Genomic DNA, 22559 nt, shown 5'->3' with positions numbered 1-22559 from the left:
GAATTACAGTCCAAATTTAATTAAACCATTGTCCCCAAGGAATTCTACTTAGTATGAATAACAACCCAATGCCGTAGAAGATAGCAATACTTTTAAATTTCTTATTGCCTTCAACAAATTTCTTATGTCTAGACCAACCCACGGTAATTGATACTATTGCCAAAATATTGATAAAAGGATGCTCTACAGCTAACAAACGTGCTGCAGATGTTAAACCACCCATACCAAATTCTTGTATTGCACTTAATCCACTTGGTGAAACAAAATAAAGGATCAAACCTACCAATAATTGAATATGACATAGAATTAAGGCGAACAGACTTACTCTTAAGTCTTTACCCATATCAAATATCCTTTTTGATACAAGACCAGAGATTGCATTGACAACAGCCAATATTAATACGGCCAATGCTATATAAGCCAAGTAAGAATGAAGTATGTGAATAGTTTCGTACATAGTATATAATTTAAGTTTTAAATGTACTGAATTTTGAGCAAAAAAAACCCTGACTTTGCAGTCAGGGTTTAATAATTAAGTAAGAAATAATCTTAGAAACTATAACGAGCACTTACGTTAAAAGTTCTACCAAATCCAAAGAATACTTTGTTATCAGTAGAAATTCCTCTAAATACATCATCTCCTTGTCCTGCAAATGTATTTGTCAACGATTCAGCTATATATTCTGTATCAAAAAGGTTGTTTACGTTAGCAGCAATACTAAGCTTGTTGCTTCCTCCTAAACCAAAAGTGTAATATGCACCTAAGTCAAAAAGTGTATAACTTGGTAAACGTAATGAACCTTGATTATCTGCTGAATCAAAATCTTCTGCATTTAAGAATGCATATAATCTTGAAGCATTGTAAAGGTTAGCGCTAATCTTAAGATCCTCAATAGGTCTTACAATCATTTCTAAGTTTGTAGTAAATTGAGCGGCATCACCAACTTTTACACCATCTAGAAATAAAGTAACATCTGGGTCAATAACATTTCTATCATCATCAAGAGCTTGACCAGTTGCATTCCCAGCATACTCCCAATCACCTAAAGATATCATACCTCTAAACTGTACAACATCTGACGCACGGTAATCCGCTTCAATCTCAATACCCTTATGAACTTGTTCAACACCATTAATATTAGCATTACCCTCATCTCCTGTTGGAGTTTCAATGCCAATAGAAACAAATCTATCTTTCCAAGATGTTCTATATAAATTCACCTTTGCTCTGAAATCACCTAGATTAAGACCATAACCCATTTCAAGACCTAAAATTTTCTCATTGGTTAAATCTGGGTTTAATTCGTTTACAAAATTAATGTAAACTGCATCGAACAATGGTTGTTTAGAATAGTACCCACCATTAAAAAATACGTTATTAGCTTCATTAATATTAAAGTTAGCACCACCTTTAATGTTACCTCCTAAAATATTTTCCCAATCAGTTTCTTGTAAAGGATCAGAATCTAAATAGGTAAAATAATCGATTCTTTTAAATCCTTGATTAGAAATACCACCTTGAACAAAAGCAGAAACTACGCCATCAGTATATTCAACTTGACCAAATGCACCGGCCCATCTTACAAGACCATCATTATAGTAATCAATCTTCTCTTCATCATCAATACTCTTAAATACATTCAAAATAGAAGAGAAATCAGAATCTACAACACCATTTTGACGTACAGTATGGTTAGGGTTATTAATGTCGTCATCATCAAAATAACCATCAGCTCCTAATAAATTATCCACTCTTCTGTAGTGAATACCTTTGTAGCTTCTTAAATCCAAACCTACATCATAACTCCATTTTTCGTTAATTTGAGTATTCAAATTAGCGATTACACCAAACCAGTTGTGAGAGTTGATAGAAGCTCTTCTTGCAAGACCATCACCAAAGCTTGTAGTGATATATTCGCCATCAGCATTAGGTGATAATTGATAATCGTTACCATCATAAAAAGTAACTGCCTCACCGCCATTAAAGCGTGAAATTAAATCATAATCCACTTGACCTGTTTCAGGAATTCTATATCTACTAGAACTAGCATAACCAAAACCCGGTCCTGCACCAATATCACCTGTTCCGCCACCACGACCAAAAGAAGCATAGGCAGATGTAGACAATGTGGATTTTTCAGAAGCTTTCCATTCCCACGTTAAAGAAGTAATAGGTTTGTGGTAGAAGTTTCTTCTCCAACCGAATTCCTCACCATTCAAAGTACCACCATTATAGTTGTATTTAGCACCGTACTCTAAATGATCTGCCAAAGTAGCAACATTAAAGAAACTTGATGTTCTCTGGTTATGTACTTGTGGAGCTCCAGTTAAAACAAACTGGAAATTATGTTTATCATTAGGCTCATAACCTAATCCAATAAAATAATTATAACCTTCAAATTCAGTTCCCTGAATATAACCATCACCTGAAGTTCTACCTAGTAATATAGAAGCTGCAAAACCTTTATCCGATTTCCCAGTATTGTAAGCAACGTTAGTTTTTAAATAACCATCGTTACCACCACCAAGTGTAACAGTACCACCTTCTTCTTTCTCGGTAGACTTTGTAATAACGTTTATTGTACCACCAACAGAAGAAATTGCCAACTTAGATGATCCTAAACCTCTTTGCACTTGCATAGCAGTAGTAACATCGCCTAAACCAGCCCAGTTACTCCAGTAAACAGCACCATTTTCCATATCGTTAACAGGAATACCATTAACCATTACCGCGGTGTTTCTAGAATCGAAACCTCTAACGTTAACTCTACCATCACCAAAACCACCACCTGTTTTAGTAGCGTAAATAGAAGGTGTAGACTTAAGTATTTCAGGTAATTCTTGAGAACCTAATTTTTCTTGTATTTCAGCTGCTCTAATTGTTGAAACAGCCACAGGAGTTTCCCTATCCTTAGCAATATCTAAAATTCCTGTTACAACAACACCCTCAAGCTCTTCAGCATTTGGTTCCAAGACAATTGAACCAATGTTACCTGTTGAAGTAAAGGCAACTTGTTTAGAATTAAAACCAATGTAAGAAACAACTAAGGTTCCAGACTCGGCACTTGCATTAATAGTAAAGTTTCCATCAAAATCAGTTGATGTCCCGTTAGTAGTACCTTTAACCATTACTGTAGCTCCTGGCAACGGAGTGTTTGTGTCGCCATCTAGTACAGTACCAGAAATAGATCCTTGTGAAAAAGCAGTTACGGTCATTAAAAATGCCGCTAATGCAAAATACATTTTTCTCATTTTTTCAAGTATTTGTTTAGTTTTTAACTTGCTGCAAAAGTCAAGTATTTTTAAAGTTCTAACGTTAAGACAACGTTAAATCAATACCACAAAAATACCTAAAAACCATACACGATTTACTTGAAAATTAAATAGTTACCCTTTTTTGAAAATCTTTATTGTATTCTAAATTATTTCTTAAAATATTGTAAAAGTCGCAATGTAGAACTGTCGTGATCAGAAATTTCAGAATTTTCAATATCCTTTAATATTGTACCAGCTAGCTGTTTACCTAGTTCTACACCCCATTGATCATAGCTGAAAATGTTCCAGATTATTCCTTGAACAAATATTTTATGCTCATACAAAGCTATTAAAGCTCCTAAAGATTTTGGCGTTAGCTTATCTATTAAAACAGTATTGGTAGGTTTATTGCCGGCAAAAACCTTGAACGGAGCAAGCTTGTCTATTTCAGATTCTGTCAGGTCTTTTTCTTTCAATTCCTTGACCACCTCATCCTTTGTCTTACCGTTCATTAATGCTTCTGTCTGGGCAAAATAATTTGCCATCAACTTATTATGGTGATCTTTATCTCCATGTAAAGAATACTTAAACCCAATAAAATCTGTTGGAATTAATTTTGTGCCCTGGTGAATCAATTGAAAGAACGCATGCTGAGAATTTGTACCCGGTTCTCCCCAAATAATTGTTCCGGTTTCATAATTAACCACATTACCCGCCCTATCTACACTTTTACCATTGCTTTCCATGATTCCCTGTTGTAAATATGCCGAGAATCTACTTAAATATTGTGCATAAGGAATTATTGCCTCTGTTTCCGCTCCATAAAAATTATTATACCATACACTCAACAATGCCATGACAACGGGAATGTTTTCTGAAAAATCACTTTCCTTGAAATGAACATCCGTTTGATGGGCGCCTTCTAGCAAAGCATTAAAATTATCATAACCAACTGCCAATGCTATTGTTAAACCTACAGCACTCCACAATGAAAATCTTCCACCTACCCAATCCCACATAGGGAATACGTTGGCAGCATCTATACCAAACTCAGCAATTTTCTCGCTGTTGGTAGAAACCGCTGCAAAATGCTTGGCAATATCTTCTTGAGTACCATGCTTTAAAAACCATTTTTTAATGGTGGTAGCATTGCTCAAGGTCTCTTGTGTCGTAAATGTTTTAGAAACCACTACAAATAAGGTAGTTTCCGGATCTAAGTTCTTTAAAATTTCATGAACATGATCACCATCTACATTACTTACGAAATGAACCGATAAGTGATTCTTATAGAACTTCAACGCCTCTGTTACCATAGCAGGACCAAGATCAGAGCCTCCAATACCAATATTTACCACATCTGTAAAAGGTTTGCCGGTATAACCTTTTAACTCACCACTTATTACCGCATTGGTAAATTCTTTAATATGCTCTTTAACCTCGTAAACTTCTGGCATTACATTAAAACCATCCACTAACACCTCATCATCTTTTTTTGCTCTCAATGCCGTATGAAGCACAGCCCTACCTTCTGTCTCATTGATATGACCGCCATTGTAATAATCATCTATAGCACCTTTTAAATTTACTTCATCTGCCAATTGCAGCAACAACTGCATAGTTTCATCGGTTATTCTATTCTTTGAATAATCGAACAAAAAATCGTTCCATTGAAGTGTAAACTTCTCGGCCCTATTTGCATCGGAAGAAAATAAAGTTCTTAAATGCGTGCCTTTGGTCTCCTCAAAGTGTGCAGTTAATTTTTTCCAGATATCTGTTTGTTGCGGATTTATTTTACTCAGTGCCATTTTCTTGATTAAGTGTTAGTAAGTCCTCTTCGTTTTCTAATAAAACTTTAGGATATATTATACAATCTAACTGTTCTTTATATGTTGATATATATGCAAAGTAATCTTCTTTTAACGAGTCGTGCAGCGGTTCTGCTTGCGGTAACTCTTCTTTTAACGGATCTACTTGCCTACCATTTTTCCAAAAACGATAACATACATGTGGACCACCAGTATTTCCTGTCATTCCAATCCAACCTATGACATCTCCTTGGCGTACAAATTGTCCTTTTTTGACATTTTGTGCCTTCATATGTAAATACTGTGTTGAATAGGTACCGTTGTGCCTGATCTTTACATATTTACCATTACCGCCCCTTCTTGTAGACTCTACTACAGTACCATCTGCAGTGGCCATTATAGGGGTTCCTATTGGCGCCGCATAATCCGTTCCTTTATGTGGTCTTAATTTATAGCCATAATATTTAATTCTTCTCTTTAGATTATATCTAGAAGATAGACGACCATATTCTACGGGCATTCTTAAAAACGTTCTTCTAAGATTATTTGCATTTTCATCAAAATAATCTACTATACTTCTTAGCGAATCGTTTTCATAGGCAAAGGCGTAAATAGGCTTACCATTATGTTGAAAATATGCAGCCTCAATTGGCTCTGCACCCGCATACACCGTATCGTTTATATATTTCTCGTTATAAATGATTTTAAACTTATCATTCTTTTGTAATCTAGAGAAATCAATAGTCCATGCATATACATTTGCCAGGTTGTGGGTTACATTATAATCTACCCCTTGTTGCAATATTGCTTCGGATAAACTAGATTCAATTACCCCCGAAACTTCTCTTTGCACATACTTTACCTTATTCTTATTCTTATATACTTTAACGGTATCTCTCAAATCTACCACAGTATAATTAATTGGGTCATTTTCATAAATGAATACTTGAGCCTGTGCCAGGGTATCTTTGGACTGCAAAATAACATATGGTTTTCCCACACGTATTTTACGCACGTCAAAACTATCTCTAAAGTTTTCTGAAATAGCCGCCACCTTAGGGTAATCAACTTTATGCTGCTGCATTAATTCACCAAAACTATCACCGTATTTAATGGTATCTAGTTTCACATAAAATTCATCTAGATTAAAACCAAATCTTTCATTTAAGACCGGCTTTTCAACTTCACCTATTTCTTGTGCGATATCTTTTTTTTGCACTTCGGCATCTTTACATGATATCATTACGGTCAAAGCCAAGATTATACCCCAATATTTCTGCATTACTCTCCTCTTGATTTATCTGGATTTAACATATGGTCTACCCATTGTTTGCCCCAATTATTTAGTTCTTGCTCTGTATACAACTCTGGGAAAAAAACTATTTTTTGGAAACTTGGCGGTAAATATTCTTTCCAATTTGTACCTCCAGTTGCCTCAATATCTCCCGTTTCTTTTCTTAAGTACCTATGGGCAGAACCCATGTGCATTAACTGCCAATTAATGTTGGCATTCATATCAAGCATTTTCAACGCATCTATCAATGCTTGATCCTCTCTTTGTTTTTTGGGTAAACTTAAGTATTTATGATATATTGTTGAATTCTCAACTTGTTTTGCAATTCTGATCAATCTAGGCGTGTAACGATATTCAAACTGCTTTAAAGTCAAGGTCTTTTCACCTGTAGCCAAATCTGTTGCCCCTTTTTTCCAATAGATATGTTCATAAAGATCTTCTATAGAGACACCCGGGGATAATTGCTCCCTATCTGATACATGTACCAGGTTTTCCAAAGGAGTGGCATACAATTCTATCATTCTAAATTGAGCAGATTGAAACCCGCTCGCCGGTAAAAGTGCCATACGGTATTGCAAGAACTGCTCACGCTCCATACCTTTTATCATAACACTGAACGATGATATCAATACTTTGTAATAACTATTGACTCTTCTAACTTTTTCAATAAAAAAATCTAGATTTCCACTTTTATCATCTACTAGTTGTTTTTGTTCATGTAAGATCAATTTAAAATACAACTCGGTAATCTGATGGTACATGATAAAAATTTCCTCATCGGGGAAATGAGTTCTAGGGACTTGAAGACTAAGCAACGTGTCTAAATGAATATAGTCCCAATACGTTAAATAACGCTGATGTAGCAAGCCATCTAAATACGAGCTAAGATCTTGCCCTGAATCCTTGTATTTTTCTTCTAATTTAGAGATTTGGGATTTAATCTTCTCTTTATCTTCCATCTATGGGTTAATCCATTATAATTTTAAACTGATGCTTAAGACCATTATACCCATCTAAATCTGCTTTAATAGCACCTACCGCTAAATCTGCTTTAATTCTAATTGGAATTCTATTATCATCATTTGACACCCATAACGACAAACTTTCCTGCTCCTTGAATACACGACCCGATTGAACCAAAGGCCTAAATTTTAAGCATTCTACTTTACCGTACTTAGTGTTGAGCACTTCTAAACCTAAATATTTTAGTTTAAAATTGAAGATCCCATCATCATCATAAAGCATTTTAAGGGTAATAGCTTTTCCTATTTCAAGATCTTCCGTTTCATAGTTGTTCCTCAAATAATAAAAAGCGGATATTAAATCCTGTATATTGTCCTCTAGTGTAAAATTAAGCTTTTTCTTGTTTTTCTTATCATTAAGTTCCGCTTTAGATGTATCATGATCAAAGTTTATTTCAACATCTTTGGTATAACCACCTTCGTCAATTTTACGCACAAACCTATACGGCTTACCATCTACTTTATCAAAATAGCTTTCATACGTATCATCTACCTTAAAGAACCAACTGGCAACACCCGTGGTTTCACCATGACCCACTACATGATAAACTGGCTTATTGTTTATAGTGGCAGAATTCACCTGCAAAGTAGCAAAGCTGGCATTTAAAAAACCATAATGCATTCTAAACTTTAACCATTCTCCCGTTTTAAATGCAGATTGAGAACTTTGAGCTTGCACACTAAAAGAGGAAACAATAAGAGCAAGTAAAATTAATCTTTTCATAGTTCGCAGTTTATTGTAAAAATAGCAATAGATAATTTCCCATTACTTTAGTTACAATATCTTAAACAAAATTTATTCCAAAGTATTGTTGTATAAAAAAAGCCCAGTTTAAAAACTGGGCTTTTCCTAAATAACCAACCAAACTTTAAATTATGAAAAACCACTACTTAAAGTTGTAAGGGAACCACCCCTTAGCTGATGTAAATTTAAGGCACTTTACCTTACCCAAAGTACGGTTTAACTTACTTTAACGATAAACTTAACAGTTATTCACACTTCCACTTAATATTTGGGAATCCATTAAGAATTTTAGCTTGAAAAGGTCGAATTTCACTCAAAAAATAACAGCGTTTATTTCACTTTAGAACCAATACCCGATACTTACAAAAAAATGAGAACGATCATCTTCCGGTGTCCAAGAGTACATTAGGTTTATTGGTCCTACAAAAGATTCCCAACCGTATCCCACACCATAACCGGAATATGTTGGCGCTTTAAACCAATCTCCCGTTCTAAAAAGATCATCGTCTACGTTTGCATAATTGGCGGTGAACAAGGCATGGTTCTTTGGTGCAAATTCATAATCAAGTCTAGCATATGCCTTCACAAAGCTGTTACCCACTAAACTTATGAAATCATACCCCACAAAAGGAACTAAATTGTTAATGAAATCCGTTCCGTAGCCTCCCAAAATAAAATCGAAAGAGGTAACATTAGAGGTGCCCAGCTTAAAACCTCCCTCGGTCTCTACATTTAAAGATAAATTTCTCACCAAGGGCAACGCCATTCCCATTCTAGCTTTGGATATTGAAAAGTCTTTAAAATTATTATTATAATCAGAGGATAAAACATAATAGTGCATATCTCCATTAAAATACAAGCCTCTAGATGGAAAATACTTATCATCATAGGTATCTAATTTTAAAGCTCCAAATGCACTTATGTAGTTACTTCTTTCAAAATAAGTTCTTCCATTACTAGCCGTATTACCCGGCAAGCTGTCATCGTCTACATCTCCAAATGTTCTAGTACTAAATTGCAAATGCTTAAACTCCCCACCAAGGGTAAAGGCAAACTCTTCTTTAACTACTGTTTGAACATACAATTGATTAGTAAAATCCGATACGTTCAAATTAATAGAATTCAATTGTGTACCATTACCTACTTCAAAATTACCTTGAATGAGATCAAAGTTGATTTCTTGTTCAAAATCATTGAACCTAGAATTTACACCAAAACTCCAATACGTACCTTTATCAACATAATACTCAAAGTTATACCTAATATTATCTCCCAAAATAAAATCAAATGACGCCACATCATCTTTTGACAATAGTCTCTTTTTGGTAAGATTGATTATAGCCCCACTTTTATACAGATCATCATAATGCGCACCTAATCTTAAAAAGGAAGTATTTCTGGTCTCATCTAATGGCAAGATCAAATCTTCTCCGCCATTTAAATTGTCCAATAATTTATACTTTATAGTTCTAAAATTGCCTGTGGCCGACAAGTTACTAATGCCTTGTTGTAGTTTTTTAAAATCTATGGGTTCATCTAAGTTAAATCTTAATTTTCCTTTTACATACCCCCTTGTATGATTTGTATTACCATCAATAAATAATCTGTTGACAGTAAGCTCTTCTGCCGCACCAACAACCGGAATGGTTCTTTTTTCACCAACCCCCCTTGTTGCAAGTTTTTTTAAATCATCTATTTTCAAATTTGCGGCGTCTTCCCCTTTTTTAACTATTTCTGACAGCCTGTTAAAATCAATAACAGAGTAATCTTCTATTTGCGGCTTTATGTAAATATCCGTTTTAGCCGATTTAATTTTCATATCGGCCACGGTTCTGTAATTATTTATTTGAAGTAAAATTTCGGTAGCAGACAAAAGTGCATCTCGATCAGATAAGTCATGCTGAACATCAACACCAATAATTAACTCAGCACCCATAGCCCTTACCTCATCAATTGGATAATTATTGACAACACCGCCATCTATCAATACCTTGCCATCAATAGCCGTAGGTTCAAAAAGAGAAGGCAAGGTTCCACTAGCCAATATTGCTTCTGGCAGATAACCAGAATCTAAAACAACTTGTTTACCCGTTTCTATATCTGTTGCTATACACACAAAAGGTATAGGCAGTTTATTAAAATCCTCTATATCCTTAACATGGTATAAAAGCCTCACAAATTCATTATAGATATTTTGTCCTCCAGAAAACGCAGGTGGTACGGTAACTTTAAAATTTTTAAAGGGTAAGGTAAGCGCATATCTTTCAGAATCTTCTTTTTCATAAAAAGTTTTGGCGCTTCTTGGAAGGTTATCTTGAATTAAAGAGCCAACATTGGTGACTGTAAAGAGAGAATCTAGCTCTCTCGCCGAATACCCAGAAGCATATAAAGCCCCTACAATTGCTCCCATACTAGATCCTCCAATGTAATCTATTTCTATACCTGCCTCTTCTATAACCTTTAACGCTCCAATATGTGCCATACCTTTGGCACCACCACCACTTAGCACCAAACCTATTTTTGGAGCCTTTTCTACATCTACATTTTGCGCAACCAGTGCCGTAGCGCAAAACATAGACAGCACAATAAGCGCAAATCTTGAAAACATTCTATTTTTGACGAAAAGACTCATAAATCTTCTTTGCTTTTGATGCACCAACTTCTTGACTTAAACTTTCAACAGATGCTTCTTTGATACGTTTTACCGATTTAAATTTTTTCAATAATTGTTGTGCTGTTTTTTCTCCTACACCATTTATACCCTCTAACTCAGAATTAATAGCTCCCTTACTCCTTTTGTTTCTATGAAATGTAATGCCGAACCTATGTGCTTCATTCCTTAAATATTGAATGATTTTTAAACTTTCAGATTTTTTGTCCAAGTATAATGGTATGGGATCTTCCGGAAAATATATTTCCTCTAATCTTTTAGCGATACCAACAATTGCAATTTTACCTCGTAAACCTAAAAGATCAAGACTTTTCAGCGCTGACGACAACTGACCTTTACCACCATCAATGACAATTAGTTGCGGCAAAGGTTGCATTTCTTCCTGTAGTCTTTTGTATCTTCTAAATACTACCTCTTCCATGGAGGCAAAATCATCAGGACCTGTAACCGTCTTTATATTATAGTGTCTATATTCTTTTTTTGAAGGTTTGCCATCTTTAAACACAACGCATGCCGCTACCGGGTTACTACCTTGAATATTACTATTATCAAAACATTCTATATGGCGCGGTTCTGCAGACAACCTTAAGTCTTTCTTCATTTGAGCCATAATCCTGTTCGTATGGCGATCCGGATCAATTATTTTAATTTGATTGAACTTTTCTTGCCTAAAGAACTTCGCATTACGTTCAGACAAATCAAGAATGCGCTTTTTATCACCAAGTTTGGGAATGGTTACCTTAAGACCAGGAGAAACGGCAATTTTAAAAGGCACATATAACTCTTTTGACTCAGACTTAAATCGCTCCCTGATTTCAACAATTGCCAATTCTAACAAATCTTCATCTTGCTCCTCAAGCTTTTTCTTGATCTCCATGGTATGAGACCTAATTATAGAGCCATTCGACAATTGCAGAAAATTTATATAGGCATACGCATTATCCGATACTATACTGAAAACATCAACATTACTGATCTTAGGATTTACTATAGTAGATTTAGATTGATAATTTTCGAGAACATCTATTTTATCCTTTATTTTTTGCGCCTCTTCAAACTTCATTTCTTCTGCCAAGGCTTTCATCTGTCCTTTAAAATAGGATAACGAAGACTTAAAATTTCCTTTTACAATTTCGCGAATATCTTCAATTTGTCTATCATATTCCGTAATTGTTTGGTAGCCCTCACATGGACCTTTACAATTTCCCAAATGATATTCTAAACATACCTTATACTTGCCAGCATTTATTTTCTCTGCCGATAAATCATAATTACAAGTTCTTAAAGGATATACACTTTTAATTAAATCTAAAAGCACCCTTACCGTTTTCATACTGGTATACGGTCCAAAATACTCAGACCCATCCTTAATGACCCTTCTAGTAGGAAAAAATCTTGGAAAACGTTCATTTTTAAGGCATAACCAAGGATAAGATTTATCATCTTTAAGTAATACGTTATACCTAGGTCTTAGTTCTTTAATTAAATTATTCTCTAACAAAAGTGCATCTGACTCCGTAGGCACCACTATGTGTTTAATTGCCTTTATTTTTTTTACCAGAACACGTGTTTTACCATACTCATGATTCTTATTAAAATAAGAAGAAACACGTTTTTTAAGGTTTTTGGCTTTACCTACATATAGTATACTTTCATTACTATCATAAAACTGATAAACTCCTGGACCAGTAGGCAATGCGCTTAATTGTATATTTAATGGAATATCTGTCATAATTCTACACCACTAATTTAGGCTATAATAGGCACTTTATATTATTGATAAACGTATAAATCTTATAAGCATAAAAACACACCTCTAAATAGGAATATGAAATTATTAAAACAATTTTTTGAGAATTAGAAAATTAAAACCACTCGAAATTATATTATTAATAATCCAAAAAAATTCAACACTACTGCAACTACATGGTTTTCAGTTAATTAAAACCTAAAATGTTTATTTATATGCATCATAATGTTAATTTTATAATAAAAATGTGCATTTCAACGATAAAAATGTGCATTTCAAAGATATAGTATCGATTATTTTACCTATTTTTAACTCAACAACAACAATTATTAGCTCATTTACAAATCTAGGATTATGGATAGTTATATCATCACTTTAGGAACTTACCTTGTTTTAATGTTATTTTTTAAGGTATTTTTTGCCGTTGCAGGTAAAGAATAGATTGAAAAATCTATCGTTAAAAATCACTTCACTATGTTGAAGAAAGATTTACGTATAAAATATTCAAGACTTCGAAGTTGCCTAACTCCAACAGAAATATCTCAAAATAGCACTACCATTGCAAATTCAGTATTGAAATTGCCAATTTGGGATATGCAATACTTTCATATATTTTTGCCGATAGCACAAAAATCAGAAATAGACACTGAAGGCATTATCTCTATTCTTTTAGGTCTTGATAAAAACGTAATTGTCCCTAAAATAATTTCTTCTACAGAATTAGAACACTATTTGCTTACGGACAATACTAAATTCACCACCAACACACTCAATATACCTGAACCCATTGATGGTATAACCGTTGAACCAAAAAAAATTGACGTTGTTTTTATACCATTACTAGCCTTTGATAAAGGCGGAAATAGAATTGGATATGGTAAAGGTTACTACGACCGCTTTTTAAGCGAATGCAGAGAAGATGTAATTAAAATAGGGCTGTCTTTTTTTGAGGCCGAAATTGAAATTGATGACGTGGATACTACAGATATTCCTTTAGATTACTGCGTAACACCCTTAAAATCCTATTCATTTACCTCTTCTTGAGTCCTATTCGAATTTTCTTCCGAGATGGACGACTCTACCTTTTCTTCTTTGTTGAAAGCCCTCTTATTAAAAACCAAAAGAATACCTACACCGGTACTTATTGCCGTATCGGCAATATTGAACACTGGTTCAAAAAATCTAAAATTTTGCCCTCCAACCATAGGCATCCAAGTGGGCCAGGTAGAATCTACCATTGGAAAGTAAAGCATGTCTACTACCTTACCGTAAAACAATTTACCGTAGGGTTCGTCCGAAAATAAGGTAGCCACTTCATTATAGCTTTCATTGAATATGGCTCCATAAAATACTGAATCTAAAATATTGCCCAATGCGCCGGCAAATATTAAAGAAACTGCCCATATCAATGTATTAGAAGCTTTTTTCTTGATGACATCGAACAACCAATATCCTATTCCCAAAATAGCAAATAGCCTAAAAATGGTCAATACCAATTTTCCTATATTATCTGAAATAGGTAATACATCGCTTAGCTTTGCGCCCCACGCAGCACCTTCATTTTCAATAAATAATATTTTAAACCAACTAAAGACCTCTACAGATTCTCCTAATACAAAATTGGTTTTGATATAAATTTTACTCCATTGATCAATTATCAATATCAATAGAATAAACAATACGGATTTTTTAATGTTCATGGGCTTTCATCAATGAGCGCAAAAATATAAATATTATTCGGTTTTACTTAAAAGTATATTACCGGTAATGGTTTCCAGCAAAAAAGAGGATGTACCAAAAGGAATAGGGTTCCTAGAAACGTCACCATATTTACTGGACGTTGTAATATCCGCAGCTTTTGCAACAACACTAATATTACCACTCTGAGTTTTCACTTTAGTACTCCCTAATACATTATTTAAAAAGCATGCCCCATCTGATAAAGAAATATTAACTTCTTTATAAGCACCCTCCACAACTACCCTTGCATTTGTTCCAAAAATTTCCAATTTTTTCTGAATCGGCATTATAATTTTTATGGCTATCGATATTACTTTATGGGCACTTAATTTATCGTTCGGATTTTTAAAATTTGGAGTAAAACCCGTATCTATCAAAAGGGTATTGCCATTGGTAAACACTTCAATTTCTAAATCTTGGCTATACTCGCCTTCTATTTCGGTCTGTACGGTAATTTGGTTATCATTGCTTGTTTCTACTTCAACAATAAAGCAATTGGTAGCATCTACCTGAATTAGTTCTATGTGATCGTCCAATACACTTTTATACACTTTCTTTTGTGCATTGACCGCAAAAGAGTATAATAGTAGGCAACTAATTATAAAACCTTTCAAAACTACAGCTATTAAAAAACGCCCCTAAAGGCGTTTTAATTATGATTGCATATTTTTTGCTTCAATACTTAGAGTAGCATGGGGCACCAGTTTTAATCTTTCTTTATTGATTAATTTTCCGGTTACACGACAAATACCATAGGTTTTATTCTCTATACGTAAAATTGCATTCTTAAGGTCACGAATAAATTTCTCTTGCCTAATAGCCAACTGGGTATTAGCTTCTTTGCTCATAGTCTCTGACCCTTCTTCAAAAGCCTTAAAGGTAGGTGAAGTATCATCTGTACCATTATTACCATCATTCATATAAGCACTTTTTAACAGCTCTAAATGACTTTTAGCTTTCTCTATTTTCTCTTCGATCAATTCTTTGAATTCTGCCAAATCCTTGTCAGAATATCTCACTTTTAAATCTTCTGCCATCTTTTAATGTTTTTCAATAAACAATTTAGTGTTCACCTCGTCAAAAGCAATTTCAACGCCTTTATCCAACTTTTCTTCAAAATTTAATTCGGCCGTCAAAGTTTCTGTTTTAATATACTCAATATTATCTTCTATAGCTACTTCAACAAAACCATCTTTCAATATTTTAACCGCAATTTTATCCGTTACCTCAAAACCTGAATCTTTTCTAATGTTCTGAATTCTATTTACAAGTTCTCTTGCGACACCTTCATTTCTTAATTTGTCATCAATAGTAACATCTAAAGCTACAGTTAATTTACCTGATGTTGCCACCATCCACCCTTCAATATCTTGAGAGGATATTTCTACATCTTGTAACTGTAAAGTAATACTTTTATTTTCTAATTGGATTGTTAATTCGCCATCTTGCTCAATTTTTTGGATATCATTCTGCTCAAAAGCATTGACAACTTGGGCAATTTGCTTCATTTCTTTACCAAATTTAGGACCTAAAGCCTTGAAATTAGGCTTAATACGTTTTACCAATATACCTGAAGCATCATCTAACAACTGAATTTCCTTAACGTTAACTTCAGATTTTATTAATTCTGAAACCGCCTCTATTTCTTCTCGATCTTTGGCATCAAGAACAGGAATCATGATTTTTTGTAATGGTTGGCGTACTTTAATTTTTTCTTTTTGACGAATTGATAATACCAGAGATGATATAATTTGTGCTTTATGCATTTTTACCTCTAGACCTTCATCAATTACAGATTCATCCGCTACTGGAAAATCTGCCAAGTGCACACTTTCAAAACCTTTTTTAACCGTAGCTTTATTCAAATCTAAATATAGCCTATCCATAAAAAACGGAGATATAGGCGCGGAGAGTTTTGCCACCACATCTAAACAGGTATATAGTGTTTGATAGGCCGCAATTTTATCTGCAGCATATTCGCCTTTCCAAAAACGTCTTCTACATAAACGCACGTACCAGTTACTTAAATTCTCTTGTACAAACTCTGAGATAGCCCTTGCCGCACGTGTAGGCTCATACTCCTCATAAGCACTATCTACCACTTTAATCAGTGAATTAAGTTCAGATAGAATCCAACGATCGATCTCTGTACGTTGGCCCAAAGGAATATCTTCTTCAGAGTATGTGAACTGGTCTAGATTTGCATATAGCGCAAAGAAGGAATATGTATTATATAAGGTACCAAAGAACTTACGTTTAACCTCTACAATACCTTCCTCGTCAAATTTTAGGTTATCCCATGGGTTTGCATTGCTTATCATGTACCATCTTGTAGCATCGGCTCCATGCTCGTTCATGGTATCGAATGGATCCACGGCATTACCCAATCTTTTGGACATTTTTTTGCCTTCCTTATCTAAAACCAAGCCATTGGACACTACATTCTTATATGCAACCGAATCAAAGACCATTGTTGCAATAGCATGCAAGGTGTAGAACCAACCACGTGTTTGATCAACACCTTCTGCAATAAAATCTGCTGGGAATGTTTTTCCTTCGTCTATTAATTCTTTGTTTTCAAACGGATAATGCCATTGGGCATAAGGCATAGACCCACTGTCAAACCAAACATCTATTAAATCACTTTCGCGTTTCATAGGCTTACCAGAAGCCGAAACCAAGGTTATTTGATCTACAATGTTCTTATGCAAATCTATTTTATCATAGTTCTCATCGGACATATCGTCTACAACGAAATCTGCATAAATATCCTTTTCTAAAACTCCTGCTTCCAGAGCTTTAGCCATTTCCGACTTTAATTCTGCTACAGAACCTATAATTATTTCTTCTTTGCCATCTTCGGTTCTCCAGATCGGTAATGGAATTCCCCAATACCTTGACCTTGAAAGATTCCAGTCGTTCGCATTCGCCAACCAATTACCAAATCTACCTTCACCAGTTGCTTTTGGTTTCCAGTTGACCGTCTGGTTCAATTGAAACATTTGATCCTTAACATCAGTAACCTTAATGAACCAAGAATCTAATGGGTAATACAAAATAGGCTTATCCGTACGCCAACAGTTTGGATAACTGTGCACATACTTCTCAACTTTAAATGCCTTGTTTTCTTCTTTTAATTTAATAGCGATCTCAACATCAACAGATCGCTCTGGTGCGGTACCATCTTCATAATATTCGTTTTTAACATACTTACCGCCCAATTCTTTAAGCTCTGGCCTAAATTTTCCCTGTAAGTCTACTAGAGGCACTAAATTACTGTTTTCATCCAATACCAACATTGGCGGAATTTCCGGCACTGCTTGTTTTGCCACAAAAGCATCATCTGCACCAAAAGTTGGAGCTGTATGCACTATACCCGTACCATCTTCTGTAGTAACAAAATCACCAGCAATTATCCTAAATGCATTTTCTGCATTTTCATAAGGCAACACATAATCTAACAGTTGCTCATACTTAATGTTCAATAAGTCTTTACCCTTAAATTCTTTTACGACATAAAAAGGAATTTTTTTATCACCAGACGCATATGACAACAAATCCGATTTCTCCGACACCTGATTGTATTTACCCGAAAATTGTTTCCCTACCAAATTCTTGGCAAGTATAACGTTCATAGGTTTAAACGTATATTGATTATACGTTTCTACTAACACATAATCAATTTTTGGCCCTACAGTTAACGCAGTGTTAGACGGCAATGTCCAAGGTGTCGTCGTCCAAGCTAAAAAGTAGACAGTACCTTCGTTTTGTAAAAAATCCGGTAAGGTTTCTTCTACTGCTTTAAATTGTGCCGTAACCGTGGTATCCGTCACATCTTGATAGGTACCCGGCTGATTTAGTTCATGTGAACTTAATCCCGTACCGGCTTTTGGCGAGTACGGCTGAATGGTATATCCCTTGTATATTAATCCTTTTGAATAAATCTGCTTTAACAACCACCAGACCGTCTCCATGTACTTAGACTTGTAGGTAATGTAAGGGTCTTCCATATCAACCCAATACCCAACTTGCTCCGTCATTGAGTTCCAAACATCAGTGTACCTCATCACTGCCTTTTTACAGGCAGCGTTATACTCCTCAACAGATATTTTTACCCCAATATCTTCTTTTGTAATCCCAAGTTCTTTTTCTACACCCAACTCAATCGGTAGACCGTGGGTATCCCAACCCGCTTTTCGTTTTACTTGATAACCTTTCATGGTCTTATACCTTGGAAAGATATCTTTTATGGTACGAGCCATGACATGATGTATACCCGGCATTCCGTTAGCCGACGGAGGACCTTCATAGAATACATAACTATCTTTACCCTCACGAGTTGATATACTTTTTTCAAAAATGGCATGTTCTGACCAATAGTCAAGTATTTCTTCTGCTACCTTTGGTAAATTTAATCCTTTATATTCTGCGAACTTCATACAAAATGCTTCTAGTACTGGGTTTTAAAGGCTGCAAAATTATAAAATTTTGAGCAAAAAGGAGTGTATTGAACCTACTGAAATGCTTATAAACCACCGTTTAGAACATTTATTAACAAGTTGAACATCCAAAAGTTAAAATTACACGTATATTATTGCGAACAATTAACCATTAAACGTTTACACAAATGAAAAAAGTAATTTTAGGATCATTAGCAATTTTAGCACTTAGTATGTCTGTTTCTTGTAGAGATGCTGCGGACAAAGCCAAGTCTGCAACTGAAGAAGCTGGAGCTGCATTAGAGAATGCAGGAGAAGAGTTAAAGGAAGCCGGTAAAGAATTGGAAGAAGCTGGTGAAGGCGCTATGGATGCTGCTAAAGAAGCAAGCGAGAATGCCATGGAAGCTGCCGAAGATGCTGCTGAATCAGTAAAAGAAGCAGGACAAGAAGGTATGGAAGCTGCTAAAAAAGCAGGACAAGAAGGAGTTGACGCCGCAAAAAAAGCCGGTAACGATGTAAAAGATGCTGCTAACGAAGCTGCAGATAAAGCCGCTCAAAAAGCTGCAGAAGTTGAAAAGGCGGTTAAACACTAATCATATCCTTTTTATATAATTTTAAAAGACCCGTAAATTACGGGTCTTTTTTATGTCAAAAATAATATCCTAGGCCCAAAATAACATTAATACCAGGAGCCACAATACCAGACGAATATGTTCTATAACGCTGGTCCGTTAAATTTTCCACATTAGTGGTTATTTTAATAGTACGGGAAACATCGTATTGCGAACGAAAATTCAATGTGTACCACGATGGTGAAAAAGGATTACCATTTTCATCAATTGCATAGATATAATCTTTTTCTTGTTCTGACATCGCAAGATCGTCATATGCCACTTCTCCATTATAATTTACGAATAGATCTGTACTGATTCTTTGGTTTTTCCATACAATATGAAAATCACTAAAAGTGGGTGCCGCATGTCTAGCCGCTGTTTCAGTACCATCATCTTCCTCTTCTACACCTTCGGTTAAGGTTAAATTAGATGATAATGACCATTGTTCTGACAAGTACGCTTCCAACCCAAATTCAAAACCATATACGTAAGCTTTTGCCGCATTTTGTATAGCCTGCACATTACTGAGCTCACCACCATACATTATCTCAGAAATACCATTATAGCTAAAATCCCTTCTAACCAAAGCATCAACCAAATAGGTGTAGTAGGCAGCTCCTTTAAGAATGATCTTATCATTGATATTACGCTGAAAACCTATTTCGGCATTATACGCATATTCTGGCTCTAAATCTGGATTTGGCACAACCACCGAACCTGGTTCAGAATCAAATATTTTACCGACATCGTCAATATTGGGAGCTCTAAAACCTGTTGATCCATTTAAGGTAACCTGAAGGTTTGCCCTTGGAAACCAGCTAAAACCCAAACTACCCGTTAACGCCCCTGTACTTAAGTCAGCTTTTTCAAAAGGAAAGTCATAAAACGTATCGTCAAAAACAGCATTAACCCAAACATGGTTATATCTTAAACCGGACATTAAGGTGAAATTCGGTTTTGCTTTATATTCACCATTTACATACCCGGCCAAACTTTGCCAAGAAGACCCATCTGGATATCTAGATGCGGCATTTGTTTTTTCATTGGTATTGACATTAATATCAAAACCATTGGACCTTACTTTGTTATAAATATATTCACTACCATAATAAAGTTTAAAATCACCAATTTTTTTATTCTCGAAATCTACATTGAAATTATACGCATCTACTTGTTCTTTTGTAGTATTTCTTATTTCGTCTTGAAAATCCCTATTAATTCTACTTTCCTCAAAAAATTGATAGGCCATACCAAGTTTTAAACCATCATACACTTTTCCGTTTCCTTTTTTTAGCAGCTGGGCATTACCCATAAACCACTTTTGAGGACCATAATACCATTCGGCCGAACGCAAGCCTAGACCATCACTTGTTGGCCTAATCAACCGGTCATACCTAGAATAGTTGGATGTTTCACTATAATATGCACCCAAATTCAAATCCCATTTAGAATTAGGCTTGAATAAGAATTTCTGCATCATATTAATTTGATCATAGCCCGTAGTTACCTGTTTTTTAGGATTACGGTTTTCTACCAGCTCATCTACACCGTTTACCGTTTGTACATAGTTGTTTCGCAAATATGAATCAGGACCATGTGATCCCATTCTCAAATCTTGAAAATTGTTGTATGTCAAACTAGTGAACGATGCCCATTTTCTCATTCCTAAGTTGATATCTGCATGAACTGTATTTTCACTATTGGCCGATGAAAATCTATAATTTGCTTTTCCGCTAACCAATAGACTGTCGCTTTCAGACAACATTGGTTTGTTCGTGTAAAAATTCATAACCCCTCCAATGGCATCACTTCCATAAATTACAGAGCCCGGTCCAAAAATGACTTCGGTATTCTTTATGGTATAAGGATCTATGGATATTACATTTTGTACGTTTCCTCCTCTAAAAATAGCATTGTTCATTCTAACACCATCAACAGACAATAACAATCTATTGGTAGCAAAACCCCTGATCATAGGGCTACCACCACCTAATTGACTTTTTTGGACAAACACCTTACCACTGTTTTGAAGTAAGTCTGCGGAAGTTTGGGGGGTGGTAAATGTAATGGTACGTGCATCTAATGATATAATTTTATTGGGAATATCTCTCTTTTGCTGCTCCCATTTAGAAACGGACATAACTACTTCATCTAATTCTTGTGCTTTCATAACCAAATACACTTTATTCCCTTGTCGTTGAAGCTGTTGTTTTGTGGTATTGAACTCTTGATAACCAACATGCTTTAACGTAATACGTTCTTTATATCCGAATACCGAAGCATTGAATACCCCATCAAAATCGGTCAAGGCAATTTTTGATTTATCTTTATTAAATACGGCTACATTGGAAATTTGCTCTTTACCGTCTCCATCTAAAACAGTTATTTTTTGCGCATTACCAAAACAACTAAACAATAATAGTGCAATAATTAGATACTTAGACATACGAATTAAATACTTCATTTAAAACGGCAAGCGACTTCGGTTTTCTAAATCCCTGTAAATGTAATTCAAAGTAAAGTATTAAGGATTTTAGTAGTTCTTGTCGATTGGTTTTGTTCATTTTTATGGTATGAATTGCATCAAAATTTGTGCCTAAGAAGGATTTGAAAAAATAAATATTTTCACCTTTTAGATTGGGGTTCAATGATTCTTTTTCAGCAAACTCGCCTTCCAACAGATCAAAATAAGGCTTATCTATCTGATATACATCTGGATAAAATCCCAAAAACCTTGTTAGTGACAACATAAAATACAGATGAAAATTTGCGACATTCCTATGCATATCCAACCACTGTAGAGATGCCTCTAAAAACTCAAATAATTCTTCGTTTCTTTCTTCTTCCCGTATGCTGTTCCCCAGCAATTCCGCTAAAAACAAAGTCATTGCATTTTTTGCCATATCTGCATATAAGCTTTGGTAATGATAAAACACCTTAGCCTCTTTGAGCGTCTCTAAACTACCTTTATTCTTGTGGTTGGCAACGATTTCCAATTGGGTCAACGGCTGAAAATACGCTGTCTTTAATTTACCTTTTTTAGAAGATAGGACTCCTCTCAACAAATATGATTTAATTCCGTCCGATGCCGTAAAAGCTTTAACAATAAGGCTGGTGTCGCCATATTTTATCGCAGAAAATATTATAGCCTTGGTCGTTACCTGCATTTTAAAACATCTATTACAACAAAGATAGTTGTTTGGTATTTGGTAAATGAAATGCAT

Annotated in this window: 16 protein-coding genes; 2 read left to right on the top strand and 14 right to left on the bottom strand. The window is 35.0% G+C overall.

The features are described 5' to 3' along the window. Positions 1 to 16 precede the first annotated feature (16 nt). From B2Z27_RS18655 to uvrC, 8 genes are all read right to left on the bottom strand, one after another. A complete protein-coding gene (locus B2Z27_RS18655) occupies positions 17 to 457 on the bottom strand; it encodes a hypothetical protein (protein ID WP_058104825.1) in 441 nt (146 codons plus the stop codon). A 92-nt stretch (positions 458 to 549) separates the two neighbouring features. Further along, positions 550 to 3252, bottom strand: a complete 2703-nt coding sequence (locus B2Z27_RS18650) for a TonB-dependent receptor (RefSeq protein ID WP_058104824.1) — start codon at positions 3250 to 3252, stop codon at positions 550 to 552. A 170-nt stretch (positions 3253 to 3422) separates the two neighbouring features. After that, positions 3423 to 5060: a glucose-6-phosphate isomerase gene (pgi, locus tag B2Z27_RS18645; RefSeq protein ID WP_286814803.1), complete on the bottom strand. Its 1638-nt coding sequence runs from the start codon at positions 5058 to 5060 to the stop codon at positions 3423 to 3425. After that, positions 5047 to 6342, bottom strand: a complete 1296-nt coding sequence (locus B2Z27_RS18640; protein ID WP_286814802.1) for a M23 family metallopeptidase — start codon at positions 6340 to 6342, stop codon at positions 5047 to 5049. Before B2Z27_RS18640 ends, pgi begins: the two co-directional genes overlap by 14 nt. Continuing rightward, positions 6342 to 7313, bottom strand: coding sequence for a tryptophan 2,3-dioxygenase family protein (locus B2Z27_RS18635; protein WP_074670440.1), 972 nt, complete (start codon positions 7311 to 7313; stop codon positions 6342 to 6344). Before B2Z27_RS18635 ends, B2Z27_RS18640 begins: the two co-directional genes overlap by 1 nt. 7 nt (positions 7314 to 7320) lie before the next feature. Further along, entirely contained in the window at positions 7321 to 8100 is a 780-nt protein-coding gene (locus tag B2Z27_RS18630) for a DUF3108 domain-containing protein (protein WP_286814801.1), read from the bottom strand. Positions 8101 to 8461: 361 nt separating this feature from the next. Next, on the bottom strand, positions 8462 to 10729 hold the full coding sequence (locus B2Z27_RS18625; RefSeq protein ID WP_286814800.1) for a patatin-like phospholipase family protein: 2268 nt from the start codon (positions 10727 to 10729) through the stop codon (positions 8462 to 8464). Position 10730: 1 nt separating this feature from the next. Continuing rightward, positions 10731 to 12524 carry an excinuclease ABC subunit UvrC gene (gene uvrC / locus B2Z27_RS18620; RefSeq protein WP_286814799.1) on the bottom strand — a complete coding sequence of 598 codons (1794 nt, stop codon included), beginning with the start codon at positions 12522 to 12524 and terminating at the stop codon, positions 10731 to 10733. 492 nt (positions 12525 to 13016) lie between these two features. Here uvrC and B2Z27_RS18615 point away from each other — a divergent pair, with 492 nt between their 5' ends. Further along, positions 13017 to 13586 (top strand): 5-formyltetrahydrofolate cyclo-ligase, encoded by a 570-nt coding sequence (locus tag B2Z27_RS18615; protein ID WP_286814798.1) that lies wholly within the window; start codon positions 13017 to 13019, stop codon positions 13584 to 13586. Here B2Z27_RS18615 and B2Z27_RS18610 read toward each other — a convergent pair. Genes B2Z27_RS18610 through ileS form a run of 4 tightly spaced genes read right to left on the bottom strand, consistent with a single transcriptional unit; the run spans position 13565 to position 18721 of the window. Next, positions 13565 to 14242, bottom strand: coding sequence for a lipoprotein signal peptidase (locus B2Z27_RS18610; RefSeq protein WP_058104816.1), 678 nt, complete (start codon positions 14240 to 14242; stop codon positions 13565 to 13567). The genes B2Z27_RS18615 and B2Z27_RS18610 overlap by 22 nt on opposite strands. 33 nt (positions 14243 to 14275) lie before the next feature. After that, on the bottom strand, positions 14276 to 14896 hold the full coding sequence (locus tag B2Z27_RS18605) for a hypothetical protein (protein WP_286814797.1): 621 nt from the start codon (positions 14894 to 14896) through the stop codon (positions 14276 to 14278). Between the two features lie 39 nt (positions 14897 to 14935). Beyond that, a complete protein-coding gene (locus B2Z27_RS18600) occupies positions 14936 to 15319 on the bottom strand; it encodes a TraR/DksA family transcriptional regulator (protein WP_058104814.1) in 384 nt (127 codons plus the stop codon). A 3-nt stretch (positions 15320 to 15322) separates the two neighbouring features. After that, positions 15323 to 18721 carry an isoleucine--tRNA ligase gene (gene ileS, locus B2Z27_RS18595; RefSeq protein ID WP_286814796.1) on the bottom strand — a complete coding sequence of 1133 codons (3399 nt, stop codon included), beginning with the start codon at positions 18719 to 18721 and terminating at the stop codon, positions 15323 to 15325. Positions 18722 to 18909: 188 nt separating this feature from the next. On the opposite strand from ileS, the gene B2Z27_RS18590 reads away from it, so the two are divergent. Beyond that, entirely contained in the window at positions 18910 to 19314 is a 405-nt protein-coding gene (locus B2Z27_RS18590) for a hypothetical protein (RefSeq protein ID WP_286814794.1), read from the top strand. Between the two features lie 55 nt (positions 19315 to 19369). Here B2Z27_RS18590 and B2Z27_RS18585 read toward each other — a convergent pair whose 3' ends face one another. Further along, entirely contained in the window at positions 19370 to 21781 is a 2412-nt protein-coding gene (locus B2Z27_RS18585) for a TonB-dependent receptor (RefSeq protein ID WP_286814792.1), read from the bottom strand. Further along, on the bottom strand, positions 21774 to 22502 hold the full coding sequence (gene recO / locus B2Z27_RS18580) for a DNA repair protein RecO (RefSeq protein ID WP_286814791.1): 729 nt from the start codon (positions 22500 to 22502) through the stop codon (positions 21774 to 21776). Before recO ends, B2Z27_RS18585 begins: the two co-directional genes overlap by 8 nt. Positions 22503 to 22559 lie beyond the last annotated feature (57 nt).

Source organism: Maribacter sp. UBA3344 (genome assembly GCF_002362375.1).
Lineage (GTDB): Bacteria > Bacteroidota > Bacteroidia > Flavobacteriales > Flavobacteriaceae > Maribacter > Maribacter dokdonensis.
Note: the sequence above shows the minus strand (reverse complement) of the source record. Positions and strands in the feature narration are given on the sequence as shown.